This is a genomic window from Pseudomonas sp. 58(2021) (genome assembly GCF_017491585.1).
In the GTDB taxonomy this organism is placed as follows: Bacteria; Pseudomonadota; Gammaproteobacteria; order Pseudomonadales; family Pseudomonadaceae; genus Aquipseudomonas; species Aquipseudomonas fluorescens_BT.
Genome location: NZ_JAFGYZ010000007.1, coordinates 150,898 through 174,636 on the forward strand (window position 1 = coordinate 150,898; position 23,739 = coordinate 174,636).

The 23,739-nt window shown below is 60.2% G+C and carries 27 protein-coding genes; 19 read left to right on the forward strand and 8 right to left on the reverse strand.

What is annotated here, in order from left to right:
* Window positions 1-6: 6 nt before the first annotated feature.
* From J5M72_RS10260 to phoB, 3 genes are all read right to left on the reverse strand, one after another.
* Entirely contained in the window at window positions 7-1,347 is a 1,341-nt protein-coding gene (locus tag J5M72_RS10260; protein WP_169432502.1) for a hemolysin family protein, read from the reverse strand.
* Window positions 1,348-1,458: 111 nt separating this feature from the next.
* Window positions 1,459-2,745 (reverse strand): phosphate regulon sensor histidine kinase PhoR, encoded by a 1,287-nt coding sequence (gene phoR, locus J5M72_RS10265; protein WP_243433280.1) that lies wholly within the window; start codon window positions 2,743-2,745, stop codon window positions 1,459-1,461.
* Between the two features lie 74 nt (window positions 2,746-2,819).
* Entirely contained in the window at window positions 2,820-3,509 is a 690-nt protein-coding gene (gene phoB, locus J5M72_RS10270; protein WP_007896474.1) for a phosphate regulon transcriptional regulator PhoB, read from the reverse strand.
* 151 nt (window positions 3,510-3,660) lie between these two features.
* Between phoB and J5M72_RS10275 the strand changes: the two genes are divergently transcribed.
* Window positions 3,661-4,044, forward strand: coding sequence for a hypothetical protein (locus J5M72_RS10275; RefSeq protein ID WP_207865393.1), 384 nt, complete (start codon window positions 3,661-3,663; stop codon window positions 4,042-4,044).
* Between the two features lie 51 nt (window positions 4,045-4,095).
* Here the strand turns inward: J5M72_RS10275 and ubiA are convergent, their stop codons facing one another.
* Both ubiA and J5M72_RS10285 read right to left on the reverse strand, forming a co-directional pair.
* Window positions 4,096-4,986, reverse strand: a complete 891-nt coding sequence (gene ubiA / locus J5M72_RS10280; protein ID WP_207865394.1) for a 4-hydroxybenzoate octaprenyltransferase — start codon at window positions 4,984-4,986, stop codon at window positions 4,096-4,098.
* Window positions 4,986-5,537, reverse strand: a complete 552-nt coding sequence (locus J5M72_RS10285; RefSeq protein WP_207865395.1) for a chorismate lyase — start codon at window positions 5,535-5,537, stop codon at window positions 4,986-4,988. The genes ubiA and J5M72_RS10285 overlap by 1 nt, the downstream gene beginning before the upstream one ends.
* A 199-nt stretch (window positions 5,538-5,736) precedes the next feature.
* On the opposite strand from J5M72_RS10285, the gene J5M72_RS10290 reads away from it, so the two are divergent.
* The 3 genes from J5M72_RS10290 to J5M72_RS10300 all read left to right on the forward strand — a co-directional run bounded on the left by J5M72_RS10290 (window position 5,737) and on the right by J5M72_RS10300 (window position 7,539).
* Window positions 5,737-5,904, forward strand: coding sequence for a rubredoxin (locus tag J5M72_RS10290; RefSeq protein ID WP_169432497.1), 168 nt, complete (start codon window positions 5,737-5,739; stop codon window positions 5,902-5,904).
* Between the two features lie 20 nt (window positions 5,905-5,924).
* On the forward strand, window positions 5,925-7,073 hold the full coding sequence (locus J5M72_RS10295) for an FAD-dependent oxidoreductase (RefSeq protein ID WP_207865396.1): 1,149 nt from the start codon (window positions 5,925-5,927) through the stop codon (window positions 7,071-7,073).
* A gap of 190 nt (window positions 7,074-7,263) precedes the next feature.
* Window positions 7,264-7,539 carry an HU family DNA-binding protein gene (locus tag J5M72_RS10300; protein WP_003213368.1) on the forward strand — a complete coding sequence of 92 codons (276 nt, stop codon included), beginning with the start codon at window positions 7,264-7,266 and terminating at the stop codon, window positions 7,537-7,539.
* A 99-nt stretch (window positions 7,540-7,638) separates the two neighbouring features.
* Here J5M72_RS10300 and J5M72_RS10305 read toward each other — a convergent pair whose 3' ends face one another.
* Genes J5M72_RS10305 through J5M72_RS10315 form a run of 3 tightly spaced genes read right to left on the reverse strand, consistent with a single transcriptional unit; the run spans window position 7,639 to window position 9,798 of the window.
* Window positions 7,639-8,583: a phosphatidate cytidylyltransferase gene (locus tag J5M72_RS10305; RefSeq protein ID WP_039765128.1), complete on the reverse strand. Its 945-nt coding sequence runs from the start codon at window positions 8,581-8,583 to the stop codon at window positions 7,639-7,641.
* Entirely contained in the window at window positions 8,580-9,179 is a 600-nt protein-coding gene (locus J5M72_RS10310; protein ID WP_085747938.1) for a lysophospholipid acyltransferase family protein, read from the reverse strand. The genes J5M72_RS10305 and J5M72_RS10310 overlap by 4 nt, the downstream gene beginning before the upstream one ends.
* Entirely contained in the window at window positions 9,166-9,798 is a 633-nt protein-coding gene (locus tag J5M72_RS10315) for a CDP-alcohol phosphatidyltransferase family protein (protein ID WP_207865397.1), read from the reverse strand. The genes J5M72_RS10310 and J5M72_RS10315 overlap by 14 nt, the downstream gene beginning before the upstream one ends.
* Before the next feature lie 693 nt (window positions 9,799-10,491).
* Between J5M72_RS10315 and tssA the strand changes: the two genes are divergently transcribed.
* From tssA to tssH, 15 genes are all read left to right on the forward strand, one after another.
* The gene (gene tssA / locus J5M72_RS10320; protein WP_207865398.1) at window positions 10,492-12,054 is read left to right on the forward strand and encodes a type VI secretion system protein TssA; all 1,563 of its coding nucleotides are present in this window, start codon (window positions 10,492-10,494) and stop codon (window positions 12,052-12,054) included.
* Between the two features lie 32 nt (window positions 12,055-12,086).
* Window positions 12,087-12,590 carry a type VI secretion system contractile sheath small subunit gene (gene tssB, locus J5M72_RS10325; protein WP_003229587.1) on the forward strand — a complete coding sequence of 168 codons (504 nt, stop codon included), beginning with the start codon at window positions 12,087-12,089 and terminating at the stop codon, window positions 12,588-12,590.
* Window positions 12,591-12,618: 28 nt separating this feature from the next.
* Window positions 12,619-14,094 (forward strand): type VI secretion system contractile sheath large subunit, encoded by a 1,476-nt coding sequence (tssC, locus tag J5M72_RS10330; RefSeq protein WP_085731350.1) that lies wholly within the window; start codon window positions 12,619-12,621, stop codon window positions 14,092-14,094.
* A gap of 9 nt (window positions 14,095-14,103) precedes the next feature.
* Window positions 14,104-14,511, forward strand: coding sequence for a type VI secretion system baseplate subunit TssE (gene tssE / locus J5M72_RS10335; protein WP_085708830.1), 408 nt, complete (start codon window positions 14,104-14,106; stop codon window positions 14,509-14,511).
* Window positions 14,512-14,522: 11 nt separating this feature from the next.
* Window positions 14,523-15,035, forward strand: a complete 513-nt coding sequence (locus J5M72_RS10340) for a PAAR domain-containing protein (protein WP_207865399.1) — start codon at window positions 14,523-14,525, stop codon at window positions 15,033-15,035.
* Window positions 15,032-15,838 carry a hypothetical protein gene (locus tag J5M72_RS10345; RefSeq protein WP_207865400.1) on the forward strand — a complete coding sequence of 269 codons (807 nt, stop codon included), beginning with the start codon at window positions 15,032-15,034 and terminating at the stop codon, window positions 15,836-15,838. Before J5M72_RS10340 ends, J5M72_RS10345 begins: the two co-directional genes overlap by 4 nt.
* Before the next feature lie 4 nt (window positions 15,839-15,842).
* Window positions 15,843-16,043, forward strand: a complete 201-nt coding sequence (locus tag J5M72_RS10350) for a hypothetical protein (RefSeq protein ID WP_207865401.1) — start codon at window positions 15,843-15,845, stop codon at window positions 16,041-16,043.
* A gap of 128 nt (window positions 16,044-16,171) precedes the next feature.
* The gene (locus tag J5M72_RS10355) at window positions 16,172-16,348 is read left to right on the forward strand and encodes a hypothetical protein (RefSeq protein ID WP_207865402.1); all 177 of its coding nucleotides are present in this window, start codon (window positions 16,172-16,174) and stop codon (window positions 16,346-16,348) included.
* Window positions 16,341-17,123 (forward strand): hypothetical protein, encoded by a 783-nt coding sequence (locus J5M72_RS28915; protein WP_243433268.1) that lies wholly within the window; start codon window positions 16,341-16,343, stop codon window positions 17,121-17,123. Before J5M72_RS10355 ends, J5M72_RS28915 begins: the two co-directional genes overlap by 8 nt.
* Before the next feature lie 61 nt (window positions 17,124-17,184).
* A complete protein-coding gene (locus J5M72_RS10365; protein ID WP_207865403.1) occupies window positions 17,185-17,571 on the forward strand; it encodes a hypothetical protein in 387 nt (128 codons plus the stop codon).
* On the forward strand, window positions 17,568-17,960 hold the full coding sequence (locus J5M72_RS10370) for a hypothetical protein (RefSeq protein ID WP_207865404.1): 393 nt from the start codon (window positions 17,568-17,570) through the stop codon (window positions 17,958-17,960). Before J5M72_RS10365 ends, J5M72_RS10370 begins: the two co-directional genes overlap by 4 nt.
* On the forward strand, window positions 17,957-18,178 hold the full coding sequence (locus J5M72_RS10375; protein WP_096817211.1) for a hypothetical protein: 222 nt from the start codon (window positions 17,957-17,959) through the stop codon (window positions 18,176-18,178). Before J5M72_RS10370 ends, J5M72_RS10375 begins: the two co-directional genes overlap by 4 nt.
* A 123-nt stretch (window positions 18,179-18,301) precedes the next feature.
* The gene (tssF, locus tag J5M72_RS10380; RefSeq protein ID WP_207865405.1) at window positions 18,302-20,089 is read left to right on the forward strand and encodes a type VI secretion system baseplate subunit TssF; all 1,788 of its coding nucleotides are present in this window, start codon (window positions 18,302-18,304) and stop codon (window positions 20,087-20,089) included.
* Window positions 20,053-21,060 carry a type VI secretion system baseplate subunit TssG gene (gene tssG / locus J5M72_RS10385; protein WP_039765146.1) on the forward strand — a complete coding sequence of 336 codons (1,008 nt, stop codon included), beginning with the start codon at window positions 20,053-20,055 and terminating at the stop codon, window positions 21,058-21,060. Before tssF ends, tssG begins: the two co-directional genes overlap by 37 nt.
* An 11-nt stretch (window positions 21,061-21,071) precedes the next feature.
* Window positions 21,072-23,729 (forward strand): type VI secretion system ATPase TssH, encoded by a 2,658-nt coding sequence (tssH, locus tag J5M72_RS10390; protein WP_207865406.1) that lies wholly within the window; start codon window positions 21,072-21,074, stop codon window positions 23,727-23,729.
* The last annotated feature ends 10 nt before the right edge of the window (window positions 23,730-23,739 follow it).

Sequence of the window (23,739 nt, forward strand, 5' to 3'; positions counted from 1 at the left end):
TCCCCATCAGTCGAGCATCAGCACCTTGGCCAGAATGATCTTCGGGCCTTTCATCTTCTTGATGATGATGCGCAGGCCCTCGACTTCCAGCACTTCTTCCTCTTCCGGTACCCGTTTCAGGGTTTCGTAGATCAGCCCGGCGAGGGTTTCGGCCTCAATGTGGTCCAGATCGATACCCAGCAGGCGCTCGACCTTGAACAGTGGTGTATCGCCTCGTACGAGCAACTTGCCCGGCTGGTAGGCGAGGATGCCGCGCTCGGCCTTGCGGTGTTCGTCCTGGATGTCGCCGACCAGCACTTCCAGCACGTCTTCCATGGTCAGGTAGCCGATGATGTTGCCATCGGCCTCTTCGACCAAGGCGAAGTGCGAGCCGCCCTTGCGGAACTGCTCCAGCAGCTGCGACAGCGGCATGTGCCGCGACACGCGCTCCAGCGGGCGGGTCAGTTCGGCGAGGTTGAACGACTCGGGAATGTGATCCAGCGCCGCCAGTTCCAGCAGCAGATCCTTGATGTGCAACAGGCCGACGAATTCCTTGCGCTCGCTGTCGTACACCGGATAGCGGCTGAACTTGTGGCGACGGAACATCGCCAGGATTTCTTTCAGCGGTGCGTTGAACTCGAGGGTGATCAGGTCTTCGCGGGAGTTGGCCCAGTCGACCACTTCCAGCTCACCCATTTCCACCGCCGAGGCCAGCACGCGCATGCCCTGGTCGCTCGGGTCCTGGCCACGGCTGGAGTGCAGGATCAGTTTCAGTTCTTCACGGCTGTAATGGTGCTCGTGATGCGGGCCGGGTTCACCTTGCCCTGCAATGCGCAGGATGGTGTTGGCGCTGGCGTTGAGCAGGTAGATCGCCGGGTACATGGCCCAGTAGAACAGATACAGCGGCACCGCCGTCCACAGCGACAGCAGCTCGGGTTTGCGGATCGCCCAGGATTTGGGCGCGAGTTCGCCGACCACGATGTGCAGGTAGGAGATGATGAAGAACGCGGTGAAAAACGAGATGCCTTTGACGACTTCGGCCGACTGCACGCCGACCGCGCTCAGCAGCGGTTCGAGAATGTGTGCGAACGCCGGCTCACCGACCCAGCCAAGTCCCAGGGAGGCGAGGGTGATACCGAGCTGGCACGCCGAGAGGTAAGCATCGAGCTGACTGTGCACCGTGCGCAGGATGTGCCCGCGCCAGCCGTGCTGCTCAGCGATGGCTTCGACCCGGGTCGAGCGCAGTTTGACCATGGCGAATTCCGCCGCAACGAAGAAGCCGTTGAGCAAAACCAGGATCAGAGCGAAAAGAATCATGCCGAAATCGGCGAATATTGTTGCGAGGGACAAGCCAGGGGAAGGGTCCATGATGGAGTTTTGCGGGTTCCGTGTGATTCGAAAGAAAGAAAAATCCGCACCTGAAAGGCAGGCGCAAGTCAGCCAATGTAGCGGCTGACCTGGCGATTGCCTAGTCCGGCGTTACTCAGCGGCGCTGACGGCCCGTGCCTGGGCGACCTGAGCCGGGGCGAAATGGCAGGTGAACGTGCTGCCGTGGCCGGGCACGCTGCTGATCTCCATCCGTGCGCGATGGCGCAGCAGCACGTGTTTGACGATGGCCAGGCCCAGCCCGGTGCCGCCGGTGTTGGAGTTGCGGCTGGAGTCGACGCGGTAGAAGCGTTCGGTCAGGCGCGGCAGGTGTTTGCTGTCGATGCCGATCCCGGAATCCTGCACGCTCAGGTGCGCGCCCTGATCGTCGCCCCACCAGCGGATGCGGATATTGCCTTCGGCCGGGGTGTATTTGACGGCGTTGAACACCAGGTTGGAAAACGCGCTGCGCAGTTCCGCCTCGCTGCCCTTGAGCAGGATGCTGGCGTCGGCTTCCAGGGTGATTTTCTGATTCTTCGATCCGGACAGTTGCTGCGCATCGCTTTTGATCGATCGCAACAGGGTGTCGATGTGCACCGGCTGGTTGTCCGACGGATAATCGGTGGCTTCCAGTTTGGCCAGCAGCAGCAAGTCGTTTAGCAGGGTCTGCATGCGTCCGCCCTGTTGCTGCATCTGCTGCAGCGCGCGGCTCCAGCGCGGGTTCACTTCCTCGACGTTGTCGAGCAGGGTTTCCAGATAGCCGCAGATCACCGTCAGCGGGGTGCGCAGCTCGTGGGAGACGTTGGCGATGAAGTCCTTGCGCATCTGCTCCAGCTGATGGATGCGCGTGACGTCGCGCACCAGCATCAGGTGTTCGTTATTGCCGTAGCGCGTGAGGTACAGCTGGATACGCACGCGGTCGTTGGTCGGCGAAGAGATTTCCAGCGGTTCGGCGTAACTTTCCTGCTCGAAGTATTCCTTGAAGCGCGGATGGCGTACGAGGTTGGTGACTGGCTGACCGCTGTCCTGCGGGGTCTTGAGGCCGAGCAGGGTTTCGGCGGCGCGGTTCCACCATTCGAGGTTGCCGTCGCTGTCGAGCATGATCACCGCGTCTTTCAGTGCGGCGGTGGACTCCTGGACGCGGTCGATCACTGCCTGCAGGCGCCCGCGCACCCGCTGATCGCGGCGTTGCAGGTGGTAGATGCTGTCGAACACCTCGCCCCACAGGCCGTAGCCATCGGGTGGTGCTTCATCGGGTTGGTGCAGGCGCAGCCATTCGTGCAGGCGCAGCAGTTGCTTGAGCGTCCAGGCCAGGTACAGGCCCAGGCCCGCGGCGAGGCTCCAGCCGTAGTAGCCGGTGATCAGGCCGATCACCAGGCAGGCGGTGACCAGCAACAGCATGTGGCGAATCAGGGTGCCATGCCAGTTTTGGTTCACGGGGAATACGGTCCTTGTCAGCGGGTCTGGCGGTCGGCTCAGGCCTTGGTGGAAAACCGGTAGCCGGTGCCGCGCACGGTTTGTACCAGATTTTCGTAGGCATCGCCGAGGGCCTTGCGCAGGCGCCGGATGTGCACGTCGACGGTGCGCTCTTCAACATAGACGTTGCCGCCCCAGACCTGGTCCAGCAACTGGCCACGGGTGTAGGCACGTTCCTGGTGGGTCATGAAGAATTGCAGTAGTCGGTATTCGGTCGGGCCCATCTCGGCTGGTTTGCCGTCGATGGTCACGCGGTGGCTGATCGGGTCGAGCAGCAGGCCGCCGACTTCGATCGGTGCTTCGCCATCGGTCGGGCCGGCACGACGCAGCACGGCCTTCAGGCGTGCCACCAGTTCACGCGGGGAAAACGGTTTGGTGATGTAGTCGTCGGCGCCGACTTCCAGACCCTGGATCTTGTTGTCTTCTTCACCCTTGGCCGTGAGCATGATGATCGGGATGTCCCCGGTCAGCTCGTCACGCTTGAGGCGGCGGGCCAGCTCGATGCCGGAGGTGCCGGGCAGCATCCAGTCGAGCAGGATCAGATCCGGTTTGCGGTCGACGATGATGGCGTGAGCCTGCTGCGAGTTTTCTGCCTCAAGGCAGTCATAGCCGGCCATTTCCAACGCAACGGCGATCATTTCGCGAATGGGCGCTTCGTCGTCGACGATCAGAATGCTCCTGCCAACCATGCCTTAATCCTCTTGTCATTTAACTGTCTTGCGCCGCATTAGATAACGGAATTATTGCAGTCGTGTGACAGTATTTTAGTCCGGCGGCGATTGTGCGAATCCTGAACTAAGCTCTAAGTCCGAATCCTGACAACCACAAGAGAAGGTTTCCATGACACAAATGACTGCTTCCTTTAAGGCTTTGCTGATGGCTGCCGCCCTGGCTTTGCCTGGACTGGCGATGGCGGCCGAGCCGGCCATGATGAAAGACGGCATGATGGTCGATCACAAAGGCATGACCGTTTATACGTTCGACAAGGACGCGGGCGGCAAGTCGATGTGCAACGGTGACTGTGCGAAGAACTGGCCGCCGATGATGGCGCCGGCAGGTGCGAAGGCGGAAGGCAAATGGACGGTCATCAAGCGCGATGACGGCATGATGCAGTACGCCTACGACGGCAAGCCGCTGTACACCTTCGTGAAGGACGAGAAGCCGGGAGAAATGAAGGGCGATGGCATGAAGGATGTGTGGCACGTGGTTCACGAACACAAGTAAACGCAAATTCCCTGTGGGAGCGAGCAAGCCCGCTCCCACAGGTCATGCACTTCAGCGCAACGCGTAATCCAGCACGATCCCGACGAAAATCGCCAGCCCGGCCCAGTGGTTGTGCAGGAACGCCCTAAAGCAACGCATCCGGTCCCGGTCGCGGGTGTACCAGAACTCCCAGGCGTAGCACCCGGCCGCCACCAGCAGGCCGAGGTGGAACCACATCCCCAGCTCGAATTTCGACCCGGCCAGCAACAGGCAGCCCAGTGACAGTGCCTGCAAGGTCAGGATGATCACCCGGTCCGCCTCGCCGAACAGGATCGCCGTGGATTTCACGCCGATCTTCAGGTCATCGTCGCGGTCGGTCATCGCGTAATAGGTGTCGTAGCCCACCGTCCACAGCAGATTGGCGATCCACAGCAGCCAGGCCGTCGCCGGCAACTCACCGGTCTCGGCGGTGAAGGCCATCGGCATGCCCCAGGAAAACGCCGCCCCCAGCACCACTTGCGGGTAATAGGTGTAGCGCTTCATGAACGGATAAGTGAACGCCAGCGCCAGACCGCCCAGCGACAGCCAGATCGTCGCGGCGTTGGTGCACAGCACCAGCAGGAAACTCACGCCCATCAGCAGGGCGAAGAACACCAGCGCCTCTTTCGAGCTGATCTTGCCGGCAGCGAGAGGCCGCTGCGCAGTGCGTTTGACGTGGCCGTCGACCTTGCGGTCGGCCCAGTCGTTGATCACGCAGCCGCCGGCGCGGGTCAATACCACGCCGAGGACGAAAATCACGATATTGGCCAGTGATGGCGAGCCTTTGCCGGCAATCCACAGGGCCCAGAGGGTTGGCCACAGCAGCAGGTAAATGCCGATCGGCTTGTCCATCCGGGTCAGCTGGATGAAGTCCCAGGCGCGCGGGTTCAAGCGATTCAGGGATTTGAGCAGGCTTTGATACATCAGCAGTTCTCCGGACGGGCGCGGACGGCTTCCCACAGCGTAGGCAGGAAAATCTCCGCCACCAGTACGCTCAATGCCCCACGGTCGAAACGTGAGCGGCGGCCCCACAGACCGGCAGCCCGGGAACCTTCGGGCAGCCAGTGCTCCGGGTAATGGCAGACTTCGATGGCGCGACGCTGGAAGGCGTGATCGCAGAACAGCAGTTCGCCCAGCGAGCGGCTGCCCAGTTCATCCATGTGCAACCCGTCGCCCTGCAAGGCACTGCGCGATGCCACGCTGCGGGCGAACACCCAGGCCTCGCCATGACCGCGCAGATACACCTCGCGCACCCAGCCTTCGCTGCCTTCGGCCAGTTCCAGCGCTGCGCATTCGTCGTCGCGCAGGGTCTGCCAGCCCTCGAACAGCGGCGTGACACTGAAGCCGTCATCGGACAGGCGCGTCAGGCGGCGGGTCAGGGAGCCTTCGTCGAACAGCCAGTCGAGCGTGGATGTGTCGGGGAGGGGTGTCAGTTCGCTTTGCGGGCGCCACAGCGGAGCGTTTGTGTGTTGCACAATGAGTCAGTATTGGCAGCAAATGAGGCGGCGAGCTTACCATGGCAAACCGCGAGTTTGATTGATCCGGGCCGCCATTGCGCCGAACAGGCTTGCATCCGGTCGGTTCGATCAGTACAAAACGCCCTGAGCCGGATGGCAGCGCAGCACCATCGACCGTCCGTGCCGGACAACGCCTGAATCCTGAGGAAGTACCTGAATGAAGAAGTGGCAATGCATCGTCTGTGGCCTGATCTACAACGAAGCCGAAGGTTGGCCGGATGACGGCATTGCGCCGGGCACCGCATGGCAGGATGTACCGGAAGACTGGCTGTGCCCGGACTGCGGCGTCGGCAAGATGGACTTCGAAATGATCGAAATCAACTGAGCATCAACAAGGAGTAAGGCATGAACGCACCTGTCGTGATCGTCGGCACCGGGCTTGCGGGTTACAACCTGGCCCGCGAGTTTCGCAAACTCGATGGCGAAACCCCGCTGCTGCTGATTACCGCCGATGACGGACGTTCCTACTCCAAGCCGATGCTGTCCACCGGTTTCGGCAAGAACAAGGACGCCGACGGCCTGAGCATGGCCGAGCCGGGTGCCATGGCAGAGCAACTGAAAGCCGAGATCCGCACCCACACCCGCATCAGCGGCATCGATCCGGGCCACAAGCGCCTGTGGATCGGTGAGGAAGCGGTGAGTTATCGCGACCTGATCCTCGCCTGGGGCGCGGAAACCGTGCGTGTGCCGATCGAGGGCGACGGCGGCGATCTGGTGTTCCCGATCAACGACCTCGAAGATTACGCACGTTTTCGTGCTGCAGCGGCAGACAAGCGTCGGGTGTTGCTGCTCGGTGCCGGGCTGATCGGCTGCGAATTCGCCAACGACCTGATTCTGGGCGGCTACGAGGTGCAACTGGTTGCACCGTGCGAACAAGTGATGCCGACCCTGTTGCACCCGTCCGCCGCCGCAGCGGTGCAGGCCGGGCTGGAAAGCCTCGGCGCGCGCTTCCACCTCGGTCCGGTGCTGACCCGATTGCAAAAGGTCGCTGATGGGCTGGAAGCACACCTCTCCGATGGTCAGGTGATTCCGTGCGATGTGGTGGTGTCGGCCATCGGCCTGCGCCCGCGCATCGATCTGGCAGCGGCTGCCGGCATCCAGACCAATCGCGGTGTAGTGGTCGACCGTCACCTGCAAACTTCTCACGCCAACATTTACGCTCTGGGCGACTGCGCCGAGGTCGACGGGCTCAATCTTCTGTACGTCATGCCCCTCATGAGCTGTGCGCGTGCGTTGGCACAAACCCTGGCGGGCAATGCGACGTCGGTGAGCTACGGCCCGATGCCGATTACCGTGAAAACCCCGGTGTGCCCGTTGGTCGTTTCGCCACCGCCACGGGGCAGAGAAGGTGTCTGGACCGTTGAAGGGCAGGGCGCCGACATCAAGGCCCTGTGCCACAGCGCCGATGGTCAGCTCCTCGGTTACGCGCTGACCGGTGCAGCGGTGATGGAAAAACTCGCACTGAACAAACAACTTCCGGCCTTGCTGGCGTAAATACCGGTCGTTCTGTCGGAATCACCCCGCTTTTGCCCGCACAAAGGTCGCGGGGAGACTGGCGCCGCCCTTAACCGCGTGCCATCCTCACTCCCGTCTGCCGCAGAGTAGAGCCTGCGGCGCCTTGGGCGCTGTTCCAACGAGAACAGCACGGACATAACAACAAAAAACCGTCAAAGGGGCTTCACTAATGCGTAAACCAGAACTCGCCGCTGCAATCGCTGAAAAAGCAGATCTGACCAAAGAACAGGCCAACCGCGTTCTCAACGCCGTTCTCGAAGAAATCACCGGCGCCCTGCACCGCAAGGACAGCGTCACGCTGGTGGGCTTCGGCACCTTCCTGCAACGCCACCGCGGCGCCCGCACCGGCAAAAACCCGCAAACCGGTGAACCGGTGAAGATCAAGGCCAGCAACACCGTTGCGTTCAAGCCAGGCAAATCGTTGAAAGACAGCGTCAATCCGTAATGGCGGCGAGCGCCCGGTCAGCCGGGCGCGCTGCATGAAAAATGGGCATACCGATTGCGGTCGGATGCCCATTTTTTGTGGCTGATGATTGCGTCCGGATCAGGCCGAAAAGAAGTACCGGGTCAGGTGAAAGAAGATCGGCGCGGCGAAACAGATCGAGTCCATCCGGTCGAGCATCCCGCCGTGGCCCTTGATCATCGTGCCCCAGTCCTTGGCGCTCAGGCTGCGTTTGATCGCCGACATGACCAGACCGCCGAGGAAGCCCATGACCACGATGACCAGCGACATCAGCAACGACTGCCAGAAGCTGAACGGTGTCATCCAGAACATGCAGCCACCGATCAGCGTGGCGGACAATCCGCCGCCGACCAGTCCTTCCACGGTTTTCGACGGGCTCACCAGCGGCGCAACCTTGCGTTTGCCGAAGAGCTTGCCGAACACGTACTGCAACACGTCGCTCATCTGCACCACGAATACCAGGTAGAACAGCAGCAGGGCGTTCTGACCCTGGAAACCCTGCAGATCCAGCAACAGCAGCGCCGGCGCATGGCTGATGCAGTAGATGCAGATCATCACGCCCCACTGAATCTTTGCCGTGCGCTCGAGGAAGCCCTCGGTGTCCTGGCTCAGCACGGCAATCGCCGGCAGCAGCAGGAACGCGTACACCGGCACCAGCAGCGTGAACATCGAATACCAATGGGTGCCGATCAGCAGGTATTGCAGCGGGATCAGAATGAAAAACGCCGAAAAAAGCGCGTTATGGTCACCGCGCGCGGTCGGCGTCAGGGTGATGAACTCGCGCAGCGCAAACAGCGAAATGAAGCCGAACAGCACCACCGTCGCATTGGGGCCCAGCAGCCAGGAGACGAAGAAAATAATGACCATCCCCCACCAGGCATTCACGCGCTGGTTGAGGTTTTCGATGGTCGCGATCGAGCTTTCGCTCTTCGCCCGCCGTGCCAGTACGCCGCCAATCAGCGAAGCCACCGCCAGCAACCCGGCGATTGCCGCGAAGAACCACAGGAACTTGGTTTCCAGACTCATTTCGACAACCTCACGATGGCGTCACGCGCCCGTTCCAGAAACGCCTGTTTCTCCTCGCCGGCAATTCTTTGCAGCGGGTCGCCGATGCGGATCGTACAGATGATCGGCAGCGGCACATGTTTGCCCTTGGGCATCGAGCGATGCAGGTTTTCCAGGTAGATCGGCACCAGATCGACGTCCGGAAAGGTTTCGGCCAGACGGAAAATCCCGGATTTGAACTCCCCCGGCAGTGGCTGAGTGGAGCGCGTCCCTTCAGGAAAAATGATGATCGAATGACCGGCGCGCACCACATCGAAGATCGGCTCGAGCACGTTGGTACCCGGCGCCGGATTGCGCTCGATCAGCACCGCATTCAGTCCTTTCTGCGAGATATATGACAGAAAACGGTTCTTGCCCCAGTAGTCGGCGGCCGCCACCGGTTTCACGTTCAATCGGGCTTCCGGTGGCAGTGCGGCGATGATTGCCAAGGTGTCCATATGGCTGGTGTGGTTGGCGTAGTAGATGCGCTGGCGCGTGAGATCCGGCGGGCTCTCCCAGCGGGCGGTCACGCCGATCAAGAAGCGCAGCACCGAAATCAGCGCATTACTGATCCACATGGCCATTCCCCTTCAGTTGTCTGGCGATGGCCAGGGTGCGTGTCACGCAGGTCGCGACGGAGCCAAGGGCGATGATCACCAGCGCGATCAGCAAAGCGTAGTGGGTCGCGTAGTAGATGGTTTCGAACACGTTCAACAGCAACGCCACGGTCATCACCGCCATCCGGTGCTGCTTGGCCATCGGCCCCATGAAGCTCTGGGTGAGCCCGAGTGAACCGCCGAACACCCGGACATACGCCGTGAGCGCGGCAGCCAGTGCGGCAAACCAGCCAAGATCGGACTGGCCGATCGCAAAACCCAGCCCGACGATCAGCAGGCTGTCCGCGACCCGATCCGGAAACTCGTTGTACAGGCTGCCGATGGCCGACTGCTTGCCGCCTTCGATCGCCACCATCCCGTCGAACAGATTGCACAGCAGCCGCAGTTGAATGCCGACGATGCACAAGATCGAACCGGCCACGCCGTTATCGATGTAAAGCGTCACCGCGCCGAACAGCGCGAAGAGCATGCTGATGACGGAGATCTGGTTGGGGGAGATGTCCCGCTTGACCAGTTCATCCGTGAAGCGTTTCGCCCAGCCCGCCGAGCGGGTCTTGATGGGCCGTCTGTTTTCATCCATTTGCCAATGTCCGTATCAGTGGTAAGCCGTCAATTGATGACTGAGGCTGGCAATATAAAGGCACGTTCGCAGCATGAAATATATTGATGTAAGAACAGGTCCGCGACATTTGTCAGAACAATCCACATCAAAAGTGTGTGCTTACGCAGGGTGGATCGATTGACGAAAAGACGGCGACTTGCATGAAGTCCTGCAATTGTGCGGAAAAAGAAGTCTTGTGAAGTATGCAAAGTGTGAGTTGCCATCAAATTGATGGCACTTTTATTGTTGCCTGTTGTCGTCCGGGATTTGTTTAAAGATGCCTGTCCGTTTTCGGAAGATTCCTACTTTATTTTCTTTCCAGTGTTGTCATGCTTTCGTTCGTGTTTTGGAACGTGCGTTCAAGGAGGCTTCGGCGGGTTTCGGGCAGCCGCTCTGGGACGCCGGTTACGCCGTGGTTTGAACGGCTCGTTTGATATAAGCGGAAATCAGGGAAACCCCTGACACATATAGGGCGATCTCCTACAGCGCCCAATGAACAGTTCGTCTTGTTGTTTAATCAGATGCTTGCTAGTGGCCATCATAGTGATTACGATGCGCCCACTTGAAAGAGCACACACTCAATTGGATGAGTCTTCCGACTGCTCTTCGATACTGTCCCGCGCTGCTGCAACTCCAATAGGCGCACGACCGTAATCCAAATAAAGGCCATGGATGTCCTACTCAAGCAAACTTTCTGCTCATTACCTCGAACTCGCTAAAGTCTCTGTTTCCAAAGAGAATTTTGCGGGTGAAGACGTTCGTTTCTCGAGCGAATTCGAGGCTCTGGAAAGCGAGCTGGCCAAAGCCTCGTCGATGCACGAAAGCGGGCAGATCGACTGGCTGAAAATTCGCGAAAACAGCGAAAACCTCCTGCGTACCCAATCCAAGGATTTGCGTGTCGGCGCCTGGCTGACCTGGTCGCTGTACCAGCGCGAATCCTTCCCCGGCCTGCTGGCCGGCCTCGGTTTTCTGCACCATCTGTCGGAAAACAACTGGGCCGAGATTCACCCGCTCAAACCCCGCACCCGGGCCGCCGCCATCGGCTGGCTGGTGCCGCGTCTTGAGCAGGTGATCACCGAGAACATCGCGATCAAGGAACAGCTGCCGATGTTCCGGCAGTTGTCCGAACACCTGTCCGGTCTCGACGCGGCCTGCACCGAGCATCTGGGCGATGATGCACCGTTGTTGCTGCCGCTTTCCCGCCGTCTGAAAACCATGATCCAGCGCGCCGCCGACAACCAGCCGGCGCCCGGCGTGGTGGGGGCTGCGGTGGCCCAGGTCAAGCAGGCGGCGACTCAGTTGCTGGCCCCCGGCGCGCCGATCGACAACGAGAAAGAAGCCCACAAGGCCCTGCGCGCCCAGCAGGAAAGCGCCCGTCCGTTGTGCGCCTGGTGGCTCAAGCAGAAAGCCACTGACCTGCGCGCCCTGCGCCTCAACCGCACCTTGCTGTGGATGACGATCGACGCGGTGCCCGAGCGCAACGTCGAGCAGATCACTGTGTTGCGTGGGTTGCCGGTCGACAAGCTCAAGCAGTATCAGGACCGTTTCGATCAGGGCAAATACGCCGACCTGCTGGTGGAACTGGAGGCGAGCCTGGCGAAGGCGCCATTCTGGTTCGATGGCCAGAGGATGGTCTGGGAATGTCTCCAGAACCTCAACGCCGAGCTGGCCATGCGCGAAGTGGAAATCCACTTCGCGCTTTTGATTCAGCGCCTGCCCGGCATCATTGAGCTGCGTTTCCATGACGGCGCGCCGTTCGCCGATCCGTCCACCCGGGCGTGGATCGCCGCCAACGTCATGCCGCACCTGCAAAGCGCCAGCGCGCCGCGCAAGGTCGAAACCGAAAACGCCGAAACCCAGCCAGCCTGGGAAAAGGCCCTCGAAGAAGTCCAGCCGATCCTGCGCAAGGAAGGCCTCAAGCCCGCGGTGCAGATCCTCAAGCAGGGTCTGCAATCGGCGCACGGCGGCCGCGAACGCTTCTTCTGGCAGTTCGCCCTCGCGCGGCTGTGCTTCCTGGCCAAGAAATACGAACTGGCCAAGAACCAGCTCGAAACCCTCGATCAGACATTACAGGACTCAGGCCTGCACGCCTGGGAGCCCGATCTTGCATTGGAAGTGCTGCACCTGCTGCACAGTTGCTGCGAGTTGTTGCCGCAGAACCATGCCGTACGTGAACGCAAGGAAGAGATTTATCGCAGGCTGTGCCACCTCGACCTCGAAGTGGTACTCGAATAGGCCCCAGGGCCACAACCGCAAGGAGAAAAGCCATGGCCAAAGAAGGCTCGGTAGCCCCCAAGGAACGCATCAACGTCACCTTCAAACCCGCCACCGGCGGTGCTCAGGAAGAGATTGAACTGCCGCTGAAGCTGCTGGCAATCGGTGACTACACCCACCGCAAGGACGATCGCAAGATCGAGGATCGCAAGCCGATCAGCATCGACAAGATGACCTTCGACGAAGTGCTGGCCAAGCAAGAGCTGGGTCTGACGCTGAGCGTGCCGAACCGTCTGCAGGAAGATGGCGAGGCCGACGAGCTGGCCGTGCAACTGCGCGTCAACTCCATGAAGGACTTCAACCCGGCCAGCCTGGTCGAGCAAGTGCCTGAGCTGAAAAAACTGATGGAACTGCGCGACGCGCTGGTGGCCCTCAAAGGCCCGCTGGGTAACGCACCTGCGTTCCGTAAAGCCATCGAAGGCGTGCTCGCCGACGATGAATCCCGCGGTCGCGTACTCGGTGAGCTGGGCCTGAACGCCGCAGCCCCGGACGCTTGAGACTCCAGCAGCCAAGGAAGCCAACACAATGAGCACTAGCGCAGCACAACAGAACGCCGCCGAAAACGGCGAATACAGCATCCTCGACAGCATCATCGCCGAAACCCGCCTGACGCCGGACGACGAAGCCTACGACATCGCCAAGCGCGGTGTGTCGGCGTTCATCGAAGAGCTGCTCAAGCCGCAGAACAACGGTGAGCCGGTCAAGAAAGCCATGGTTGACCGCATGATCGCCGAGATCGATGCCAAGCTCAGCCGCCAGATGGACGAAATCCTGCACCACCCGGACTTCCAGGCCCTGGAATCGTCGTGGCGTGGCCTGCAACTGCTGGTCGACCGCACCAACTTCCGCGAAAACATCAAGATCGAAATCCTCAACGTCTCCAAGGACGACCTGCTGGATGACTTCGAAGATTCGCCGGAAGTGATGCAGTCGGGCCTGTACAAGCACATCTACACCGCTGAATACGGCCAGTTCGGTGGTCAGCCGGTTGGCGCGATCATTGCCAACTACTACATGTCCCCAAGCTCGCCGGACGTGAAGCTGATGCAGTACGTGTCCAGCGTAGCCTGCATGTCCCACGCGCCGTTCATCGCCGCCGCCGGCCCGAAATTCTTCGGTCTGGAAAGCTTCACTGGTCTGCCGGACCTGAAGGATCTGAAAGATCACTTCGAAGGCCCGCAATTCGCCAAATGGCAGAGCTTCCGTACTTCGGAAGACTCCCGTTACGTTGGCCTGACCGTTCCGCGTTTCCTGCTGCGTAACCCGTACGACCCGGAAGAAAACCCGGTCAAATCGTTCGTGTACAAGGAAAACGTTGCCAACAGCCACGAGCACTACCTGTGGGGCAACACCGCTTACGCGTTCGGCACCAAGCTGACCGACAGCTTCGCCAAATTCCGCTGGTGCCCGAACATCATCGGCCCACAGAGCGGCGGCGCGGTTGAAGACCTGCCTCTGCACCACTTCGAAAGCATGGGCGAAATCGAAACCAAGATTCCTACGGAAGTTCTGGTTTCCGACCGTCGTGAATACGAACTGGCCGAGGAAGGCTTCATCTCCCTCACCATGCGCAAAGGCTCCGACAACGCGGCGTTCTTCTCCGCAAGCTCGGTGCAGAAGCCGAAGTTCTTCGGCATCAGCGCAGAAGGCAAGGCGGCAGAGCTGAACTACAAGCTCGGCACCCAACTGCCGTACATGATGATCGTCAACCGCCTGGCTCACTACCTGAAAGTGCTGCAGCGCGAGCAACTCGGTTCGTGGAAAGAGCGCACCGACCTCGAGCTGGAACTGAACAAGTGGATCCGCCAGTACGTGGCCGACCAGGAAAACCCGAGCGCCGAAGTGCGTGGCCGTCGTCCGCTGCGCGCTGCGCAAGTGATCGTCAGCGACGTTGAAGGCGAGCCGGGCTGGTACCGCGTCAGCCTGAACGTGCGTCCGCACTTCAAGTACATGGGTGCCGATTTCACCCTGTCGCTGGTTGGCAAGCTGGACAAAGAGTAAGAGCGACTCATGGACGGATACGGCAGCCTTTTCGAACGCCTCAACGGCGACGCGGAACTACGCAAGGGCAGGAGCCTCGAGGCTTCGGCCATGGCGTCGGTGGCTGCCCATCTGGCCAAAATGCTCAGCACCCGGGCCGGCAGCGTGCAAACGCTGTCCGACTACGGGTTGCCCGATCTCAATGACATGCGCCTGAGCCTGCACGACTCCCTGAGTCAGGCCCGCCTGGCCATCGAAAGCTTCATCGAAGCCTACGAACCGCGCCTGAGCAACGTGCGTGTCATTTCCCTGCCGCGTGACCACGACCAGCTTCGCCTGGCCTTCAGCATCGAAGGCCTGCTGGAAGTCGAGGGTTTCAAGCGTCAGGTCAGTTTTGCCGCGCGCCTGGATGGCAGCGGTCAAGTGAAGGTCACCTAAGGAGAACCCCGATGTCTGGCAAACCTGCAGCACGCGTATCCGACCCCACCGCTTGCCCGCTCCCCGGCCACGGCACCAACCCGATCGCCGCCGGTTCCGGCGACGTGTTCTTCGACGGCCTGCCGGCGGCCCGCGAAGGCGATGCCTCCGCGTGTGGTGGTGCGCTGGTCGGCGGTTTGGCCACAACTGTAAAAATCAACGGCAAGTCAGCTGCTACCGTCGATTCCGAAGGTACGCATGGGAACAAGGTTACGGCGGGTTCCGGCACAGTGATTATTGGTAACTCGCATTCGCCGGTGCCGTTTGTGCCGCCATTGCCGCTGATGCTGTTCTCTCACACACAACACGTAGTGATGAAAGATCAGGACGGCAATCCATTGCAAGGTATCCCTTACTGCATCCGAAACGCCAAAGGCGAAGTCATTACGGGTAGAACCGATGCAATGGGTAGAAGCCAACTGGTCGGTGGTAAAGAAGGTGAAAGTTTTGATTTTCACCCGGCAGTCAAGGAGCTCGAAAAGTGAGTGCTGAAGTACTTTCGATGTTGACCATGAGGTCGGTGGCGCTCACTCCGAAAGCCGAACAGGCAGGCAAGGAAGTTGTTCTCAAGGTTTTTTGGGCAACCACTGAACATTGGGATGAAACATACATCGCCAACTACCATAAAGAGGTACCTGCAATCGTTGAGCGGCTAATGAGTTCCCAATATAAGAACTCGGCCGGAGAGACGAAAAATAATGAATTCACCTGTGAGGATTTTGCGATCAGGGTGTTGTCGGAGTTTGCGCAGAAGTACGGACTTCCCGTTAAATTGACAACGGGTGTCAGAACATACCGGAATATGGAGAATTACAATCCAGGTCAGCATTCCGATTACGCCTCCGATCAGTATGGTTTCGCTGAGATGGTGATGAAGAGCTATGGCGCTCGCGACATGCAGAAAGTCGATGTCAACACCGTTGTAGTCGCGTCTCCGGCAGAACTGATGTCAGGCGATATTCTGGCTCAGGCAAAAGACAAAGATAAAGGCATCGCTCACCACATTCAGCTAGCCCTTGAAGTAGCTGATGACAGGATTGATATCCGTCAGGGCAACGCCGCTTTGCCCATCGTTCGACCATTCACCTGGATTGTGACCGCCCTCGGGATGAATATGGCTGACCCTCAGAGCATCCTGTATGCAGGTGTTCCCGTTCAAAAAGGGTATTTTGAAAAGAGTGGGGAATCCTGGACCTACCATAATCCAGGTACGGGAGTCGTGAAGGAAAATTATCTTTCCATCTTTGAACTTTATCGTTGGAATTTTCTCGAGTTCAATAAGGAGTAACGAGATGGAAAGGTATTTCCTTGATTTAATCGATGATAACTATTTTGGCGATCTCGCCCTTGTTTGTTTTGTTGTTGGTTTGCTGGGACTGTTTCCGAGGTTTCGCAACAACAGGATTCATCAAGTGCTGAATTTTCTGTGTGTGATGGCTATTCCGCTGATGTTTGCCATCGGGGTTTATTACATGATGAGTTCAGGGGTGTGACCTTGGCGTCGGTGGCGGGTCGTTCGGCGGGGAGACTGTCGCTGTTTTTTTCTGGGAACATGAAACCGAAATGAACACCTGCGTCCGCGTTGCCATGTGCCTGCCCGTCCTTCGCAGGAGGTGGTCGCATGACCCGCTCAGGCCGCCTCGCACTGATGTGGCTGCAGCGCCTCCTCATGGTGATGGGCGCGCTCGCCTGCGTGGCGCTCGGGGTGATTGTCAGCTACATGGATTTCTCCAAAGCGCAGCAGCGTGTGCTGAGCGAACACCCGAACGCGCAATGGCGCGGGGGGGCGTATGAATAGCCGTCGAGTCATCGGGCTGGCCGTGCATGCGCTGGTCTGCGTGATTTATATCGTCCTGAATGGCTATGCCGTGCCCGCCTACAAACAGCTGGTCGGTGGGCTGACCTCGCGTGGCGTTGCCATTGGCATGGCGATGTACCTGATTTTCTACTTTTTCGTTTCCCTGAATCTGATTCTGGTCTTCATTCAGCGCCAAGCCATTGCGTTTGGCCTGGTGATTTTCATGATGCTGACGATCCTGTTTTACCTGCTGCCGCAGTATCCCATCCGGGGTTTGGCGTACTGCGCACTTACGGGTGGTTTGACGGTTGGCGCGATCCTGCTGACCAGCGCCATAAATTCGGTGTACACCCGCTGGCGCCGGCAGACTGGGGCGCAACCGCTGACGATTCATCCGCGTCGAGCGACATCGCGAATGCTGTTGGTGACCGCGCTGGTCGGTGTGTGCATTTGTACTGTTTTGCTTGGGTTGAAGATTTTCGGTGGTTTAACGGCAGAGCCCATCACCCGGCACTCGAGCGATTCGGGCGAGTGCTATCTCGTAACTTACGCGCCTGGCTATCACAAGCTGGGATTGCTCGGGAGTGTGTTCGAGTTGTTCGCCAGTGAGTACTTTTTCCGCGTGTACACCGCTGACGGTACGCTACTGGAATCGTCCGAATGGAATTTTCGGGTGACTGAAGTTTTTGTTGAGCCTCCGGATTTCAGAGGCGCGACGGTGCTGTATCCAGGCACGCAGGGTTATGAAGACTGGTGGGTGCCGGAATGCGCCTGATCGCCAAAAACAACCAGTGCACAGGCTTCGACAAGCGCGATGTGCGTACATGGTGCACGCCATGATGCCTTGGCCGCGCGTATGGAAATGGCTCAACCACCTGCTGAGCCTGATCGGAGCATTGGCAATCATCGCGGTCGTGATGGTCGCGAGCAAATTGAGCTGGAGTCACTCGAAAAAACCGGTATTGCCCGGTCATCCCGACGCGGTTTGGCGTGTTGCCGAGGATGGTGGCGACTTCATCGAAATTACCCGGTCGAGTCCACCGGACTACTTCATTGAGGTGCGCTCAGAGGGCGGCAGTCTCGTCAAGGAAGGCTGGGTGCGCTTCGCCACTCACGATGGCAAACCGTTGACGATGAATCGGGTCAGCGCTTTCGACGGTGAATACCTCTTCGTTGATTCGTACGTGCCGGTCACGACGAGCAAGGGAGGGCGTGTTCAGTGAAATTCAGCGCCTGCATGACATCGCTGTCGGCGGTTGGCCTGTTGTTCGGGGGCTGCACGACGCAGCTGGTTTATATAAACGACATTTACCTCGTCAACACCTGTGGTGTACCGCTTGAAGTGCAACCGCAGCATTCGACCAACTGGTTGCCGCCGATCACGCCGCGTCTGGTTGCACCGGGCGAGCGAGTCAGTGTTGCCAGCTACAAGTCCTACGGTGAAGACGTCGAAGAGCAGATCAGCGGTCGCTATTCGCTCACGATGAAAGGGCCGGAGCGTGAGCGCCTTGTCAGCGCAGATGAAATGCGCCACGCCTTGCTCGGTGCCAAACGCGATCGCGATGGACTGCAACGCAGCTGGATTCTCAAGGATGGAGTGTTTTGCCCATGATCGCGGTATCCGACGAGATGCGCATGTATCTGATGTTCATCGCCGACAGCAATCTGTTCGGCGGCATCGCGATCTTGAGTTTCATGTTGATCGTCACGGCGATCAGCAAACGTCTGCGCCAGTCATGGTTGCATCGAGCACTGACGTTCATGGTTCTGGTTTCGCTGGTCACAATCGAAATCGCCGGCGGTTACTACTCATCGGTGCCTCCCGCATGAATACATCGATGACGCTGCCTGCTCGTGCCGTACCTCCTGATCGGCGGCTATTTCTGTGCCGGCGTGACTGTCGCGCTCTACAGGATATTTTTTTGATGAGTAACACTACCAGGCAGGTAACCCGTGTCCTTTAACCACTACTACCAAAGCGAACTCACCGCACTGCGCCAACTGGGCCGCCGTTTCGCCGAGCGTAGTCCGGCGTTGGCGCCGTTCCTGGGGCAGGCCGGGCGGGATCCGGATGTGGAGCGGTTGCTGGAAGGCTTTGCGTTTCTGACCGGGCGGCTGCGCCAGAAGCTCGATGACGAGTTGCCGGAGCTCAGCCATTCCCTGATGCAGCTGCTGTGGCCGAACTACATGCGCCCGCTGCCGGCGTTCAGCATTCTGCAGTTCGATCCGCTCAAGCGTTCCGGGCCGGCGCTGAAGGTCGAGCGTGACACGCCGATCGAGAGCGTGCCGATCGAAGACGTGCGCTGCCGCTTCCGCACCTGCTACCCGACTGAAGTCATGGCCCTGGATCTGGCTGCGCTGAACTACTCGGTGAAGGGCGACGGTTCGCTGCTCAGCCTGCGCCTGGAGATGAGTGCCGATGGCCACCTCGGCGAGCTGGAGCTGAGCAAACTGCGCCTGCACTTTGCCGGCGAGCGCTACATCAGCCAGATGCTCTACCTGAGCCTGCTGCGCAACCTCGACGGCATCGAACTGATCCCGCTCGACGTCGCTGGCAAGCCCATCGATGGCGTGAGCGGCAAGCCGATGGCGTTCAAGATTCCGGGCGACCGGGTCAAGCCGGTGGGCTTTGCCGAAGAAGAAGCGTTGATCCCGTATCCGCTGAACACCTTCCGCGGCTATCGCTACCTGCAGGAATACTTCGCCTTCCAGGACAAGTTCCTGTTCGTCGATGTCCACGGCCTCGACATTCTCAAGGCGCTGCCGGAAGACACCCTCAAGCAGATGCGCGGCCTGGAATTGCGCTTCGACATCCGCAAGAGCGGCATCATGCGCATGCGTCCGACCCTGGATAACGTGAAGCTGTTCTGCACGCCGATCGTCAACCTGTTCAAGCACGACGCACTGCCGATCCGCCTCGACGGCAAACAGGACGAATACCTGCTGCTGCCGGCTGAATACGATCTGGAAAACTGCGGCGTGTTCTCGGTTGAAACCGTGACCGGCTGGAAACCCGGCGGCCTCGGTTATCAGGAGTACGTGCCGTTCGAATCCTTCGAGCACGACCCGAGTTTCGACGTGCCCAACAGCCGTCCGCATTACAGCATCCGCCAGCGTTCGTCGCTGCTGCACGACGGCCTCGACACCTACCTGAGCTTTGGTATCCGCCACACCGAAGCCCACGAAACCCTGTCGATCGAGCTGGTCTGCACCAACCAGAACCTGCCGCGCAAACTCAAGCTCGGGCAGATCTGCATGGCCTGTGAAGAGACCCCGGAGTTCCTGAGTTTCCGCAACATCACCCCGGCCACTTCCAGTTTCGCGCCGCCGCTGAACCGTGACTTCCTGTGGAAGCTGATCAGCAACATGTCGCTTAACTATCTGTCGCTGGCCGACGTCAATGCACTGAAGGTGATTCTCGAAACCTACGACCTGCCGCGCTACTACGACCAGCACGCGGAGAAGGTCAGCAAACGCCTGCTCGGCGGTCTGAAACTGATCAAGCATCACCACGTGGACCGGTTGCACCGTGGTCTGCCGGTGCGCGGTCTGCGTACCGAACTGACCATCGACCCGGAAGGGTATATCGGTGAGGGCGACCTGTTCGTCTTCGCCTCGGTTCTCAACGAGTTTTTCGCGCTTTACGCCAGTCTCAATTCATTCCATGAGCTGCGGGTAAAAAGCACACAGGGAGAGGTGTACCAATGGACACCACGTATGGGCCTGCAGCCCCTGCTTTAAGCGGGCTGACGAAGGTAATACGCGAGTACTCGCTGTTTCAGGCCGTGCTGCTGGTGATCGACCGGCTGCGCGATGCGCACCCGTACCTGAGCGAAGACGACCTGTACGACCAGCTGGAATTCCAGGCCAACCCGAGCCTTGGATTTCCGCGCAGCGATGTCGATCGCGTGGAGTTTTTCGAAGAGCACGGGCAGATGCGCGCGCGCCTGCGGTTCAACCTGATCGGCCTGGTCGGTTCCGGTTCGCCGCTGCCGGCGTTCTACGGCGAGCAAGCCCTGGGCGACAGCGAAGACGGCAACCCGACGCGCAACTTCCTCGACCTGTTCCACCATCGCCTGCAACGGCTGATGCTGCCGATCTGGCGCAAGTACCGCTATCGCGCGAGCTTCCAGAGCGGCGCGGTCGACCCGTTTTCGTCGCAGCTGTTCGCCCTGATCGGCCTCGGCGGCGACGAGATCCGAAAAGCCAAGGAACTGAACTGGAAACGCCTGCTGCCGTACCTCGGCCTGCTGAGCCTGCGCGCGCACTCGGCGGCGTTGATCGAAGCGGTGCTGCGTTACTACTTCAAGCACGAAGACCTGGTCATCGAGCAGTGCATCGAGCGCCGCGTGGAAATCCTCGAAGAACAGCGCAACCGCCTCGGCTTCGCCAACAGCGTACTGGGTGAAGACCTGGTGCTGGGCGAACGCGTGCGCGACCGCAGCGGCAAATTCCGCATTCACATCACCGAACTCGACTGGGAGCGATTCCACGAATTCCTGCCCATCGGTTTCGGTTACCAGCCGCTCTGCGCGCTGGTGCGGTTCACCTTGCGTGACCCGCTCGATTACGACATTCGCCTGGTGCTGCGCCCGGAAGAAATCCGTGAACTGCGCATTGGCGAGAAGAACGACTGTCGCCTGGGGTGGACCAGTTGGCTGGGCTGCGAAAAAGCAGACGGCGTGGTGACCCTGGGCAGCAAAATTCATTAAGGACGTGAGCCATGATCAACGTAGACCTGCAACAACTCATCCAGGCGCTGGACGCCGAAACCCGTCGCGATCTGGAGCGTTCGGCCGAGCGCTGCGTGGCCCGTGGCGGCAGCAAGATTTTGGTCGAAGACTTGCTGCTCGGCCTGCTGGAGCGCCCGAACGGTCTGCTCTCCCGCGCACTGCAGGATGCCGACGTTGACGCTGGCGAACTGAGCGCCGCGCTGCAATCTCGCGTTGAACACAGTGCCTCGCGCAACCCGGTGTTTGCCCCGGAACTGGTGCAGTGGCTGCAAGACGCGCTGCTGGTAGCCAACCTCGAACTGGGCCAGACCTCGGTTGAAGACGCCGCCCTGATCCTCGCGCTGCTGCGCAACCCGATGCGCTACGCCGGCAGCCGTTATCAGCCGCTGCTCGCCAAACTGAACATTGATCGCCTGAAAGAATTCGCTCTGTCGCAACAGGAGCAACCAGCCGCCAACGGTAAGCCGGCCGCTCAGGGCGAATCGCTGCTGCAGCGCTTCACCCACAACCTGACGCAACAGGCCCGCGACGGCAAACTCGACCCGGTGCTGTGCCGCGATGGCGCGATCCGCCAGATGGTCGACATCCTCGCCCGTCGCCGCAAGAACAACCCGATCGTGGTCGGTGAAGCCGGTGTCGGTAAAACCGCCATCGTCGAAGGCCTGGCCTCGCGCATCGCTGCCGGTGAAGTGCCGCAAGTGCTCAAAGGCGTGGAGCTGCTGTCGCTGGACATGGGCCTGCTGCAAGCGGGCGCCAGCGTCAAAGGTGAATTCGAACGTCGTCTGAAAGGCGTGATCGACGAGGTCAAAGCCTCGCCGAAGCCGATCATCCTGTTCATCGACGAAGCCCACACCCTGATCGGCGCGGGCGGCAATGCCGGCGGTTCCGACGCGGCCAACCTGCTGAAACCGGCGCTGGCCCGTGGCGAACTGCGCACCATCGCCGCGACCACCTGGGCCGAGTACAAGAAATACTTCGAGAAAGACCCGGCGCTGGCCCGTCGTTTCCAGCCGGTTCAATTGCACGAACCGACCGTGAGCGAAGCGGTGACCATCCTGCGTGGCCTGGCTCAGGTCTACGAGAAGAGCCACGGCATCTACCTGCGTGACGACGCCGTGGTTTCGGCAGCGGAACTGTCCGCCCGTTACCTGGCCGGTCGGCAACTGCCGGACAAGGCGGTCGATGTGCTCGACACCGCGTGCGCCCGTGTTCGCATCAGCCTCGCCGCTGCCCCTGAAAGCCTGGAGCGCCTGCGTGGCGAACTGGCTGAAGGTGGCCGTCAGCGTCAGGCCCTGCGTCGCGATGCCGAAGCCGGTCTGCTGATCGACCACGAAGCGCTGGAGGCACTGGAAGCGCGCCTGGACGAAGCCGAAGACGAAATGGTCGCACTGGAAACCCTGTGGACCGAGCAGAAGCAACTGGCCGAGCGCCTGCTGGAACTGCGTCAGCAACTGGCCAAGGCCCGTGAAGCTGCCGCCATCGAGCCAACCGTCAGCGTTGAGGAAGACGCCGAAGGCACGGTGATCGAAACCGTGGTCGCTGAAGTTGAAGAAGGCCAAAGCGTCGAAGCGCTGGAAGCACAGCTCAACGAAACCCACAGTGCCCTGACCGCCGCTCAGGTCAAGGAGCGTCTGGTCAGCTTCGAAGTCTGCCCGCGTCTGGTGGCCGAAGTGATCAGCGCCTGGACCGGCGTGCCGCTGGCGCAACTGGCCCGTGAACACAACGCCAAGGTCGCGAGCTTCGCCACTGACCTGCGCACCCGCATCCGTGGTCAGGAACAGGCCGTGCACGCACTGGATCGCTCGATGCGCGCCACTGCTGCCGGCCTGAACAAACCTGACGCACCGGTCGGCGTGTTCCTGCTGGTGGGCCCGAGCGGCGTCGGCAAGACCGAAACCGCCCTGGCACTCGCCGACCTGCTGTACGGCGGCGACCGTTTCATCACCACGATCAACATGTCCGAGTTCCAGGAGAAGCACACCGTTTCCCGCCTGATCGGTGCACCGCCAGGCTACGTCGGTTACGGTGAGGGCGGCATGCTCACTGAAGCCGTGCGCCAGAAGCCGTACTCGGTGGTGCTGCTCGATGAAGTCGAGAAGGCCGACCCGGACGTGCTCAACCTGTTCTACCAAATCTTCGACAAGGGCGTGGCCAACGACGGCGAGGGGCGCGAGATCGACTTCCGCAACACGCTGATCCTGATGACCTCGAACCTGGGCAGCGACAAGATCAGCGACCTCTGCGAAGACGGCGCACGTCCGACTGCCGAAGTGCTGGAAGAAACCATTCGCCCGGTGCTCAGCAAACACTTCAAACCGGCCCTGCTGGCGCGGATGAAAGTGGTGCCGTACTACCCGGTCGGCGGCCCGGTGCTGCGCGAGCTGATCGAGATCAAACTCGGTCGTCTGGGCGAGCGCCTGAACCGTCGCCAACTGGATTTCACCTGGTGCCAGAACCTCGTCGATCACCTGTCCGAGCGTTGCACGCAAAGCGAAAGCGGTGCGCGCCTGATCGACCATTTGCTCGACCAGCACGTGCTGCCGCTGGTGGCTGACCGCCTGCTCGACGCCATGGCCACCGGTGAAAGCCTCAAGCGCGTGCATGCGACGCTCGACGGCGAAGCCAGCGTGACTTGCGAGTTCGCCTGAGGTGAGTGTG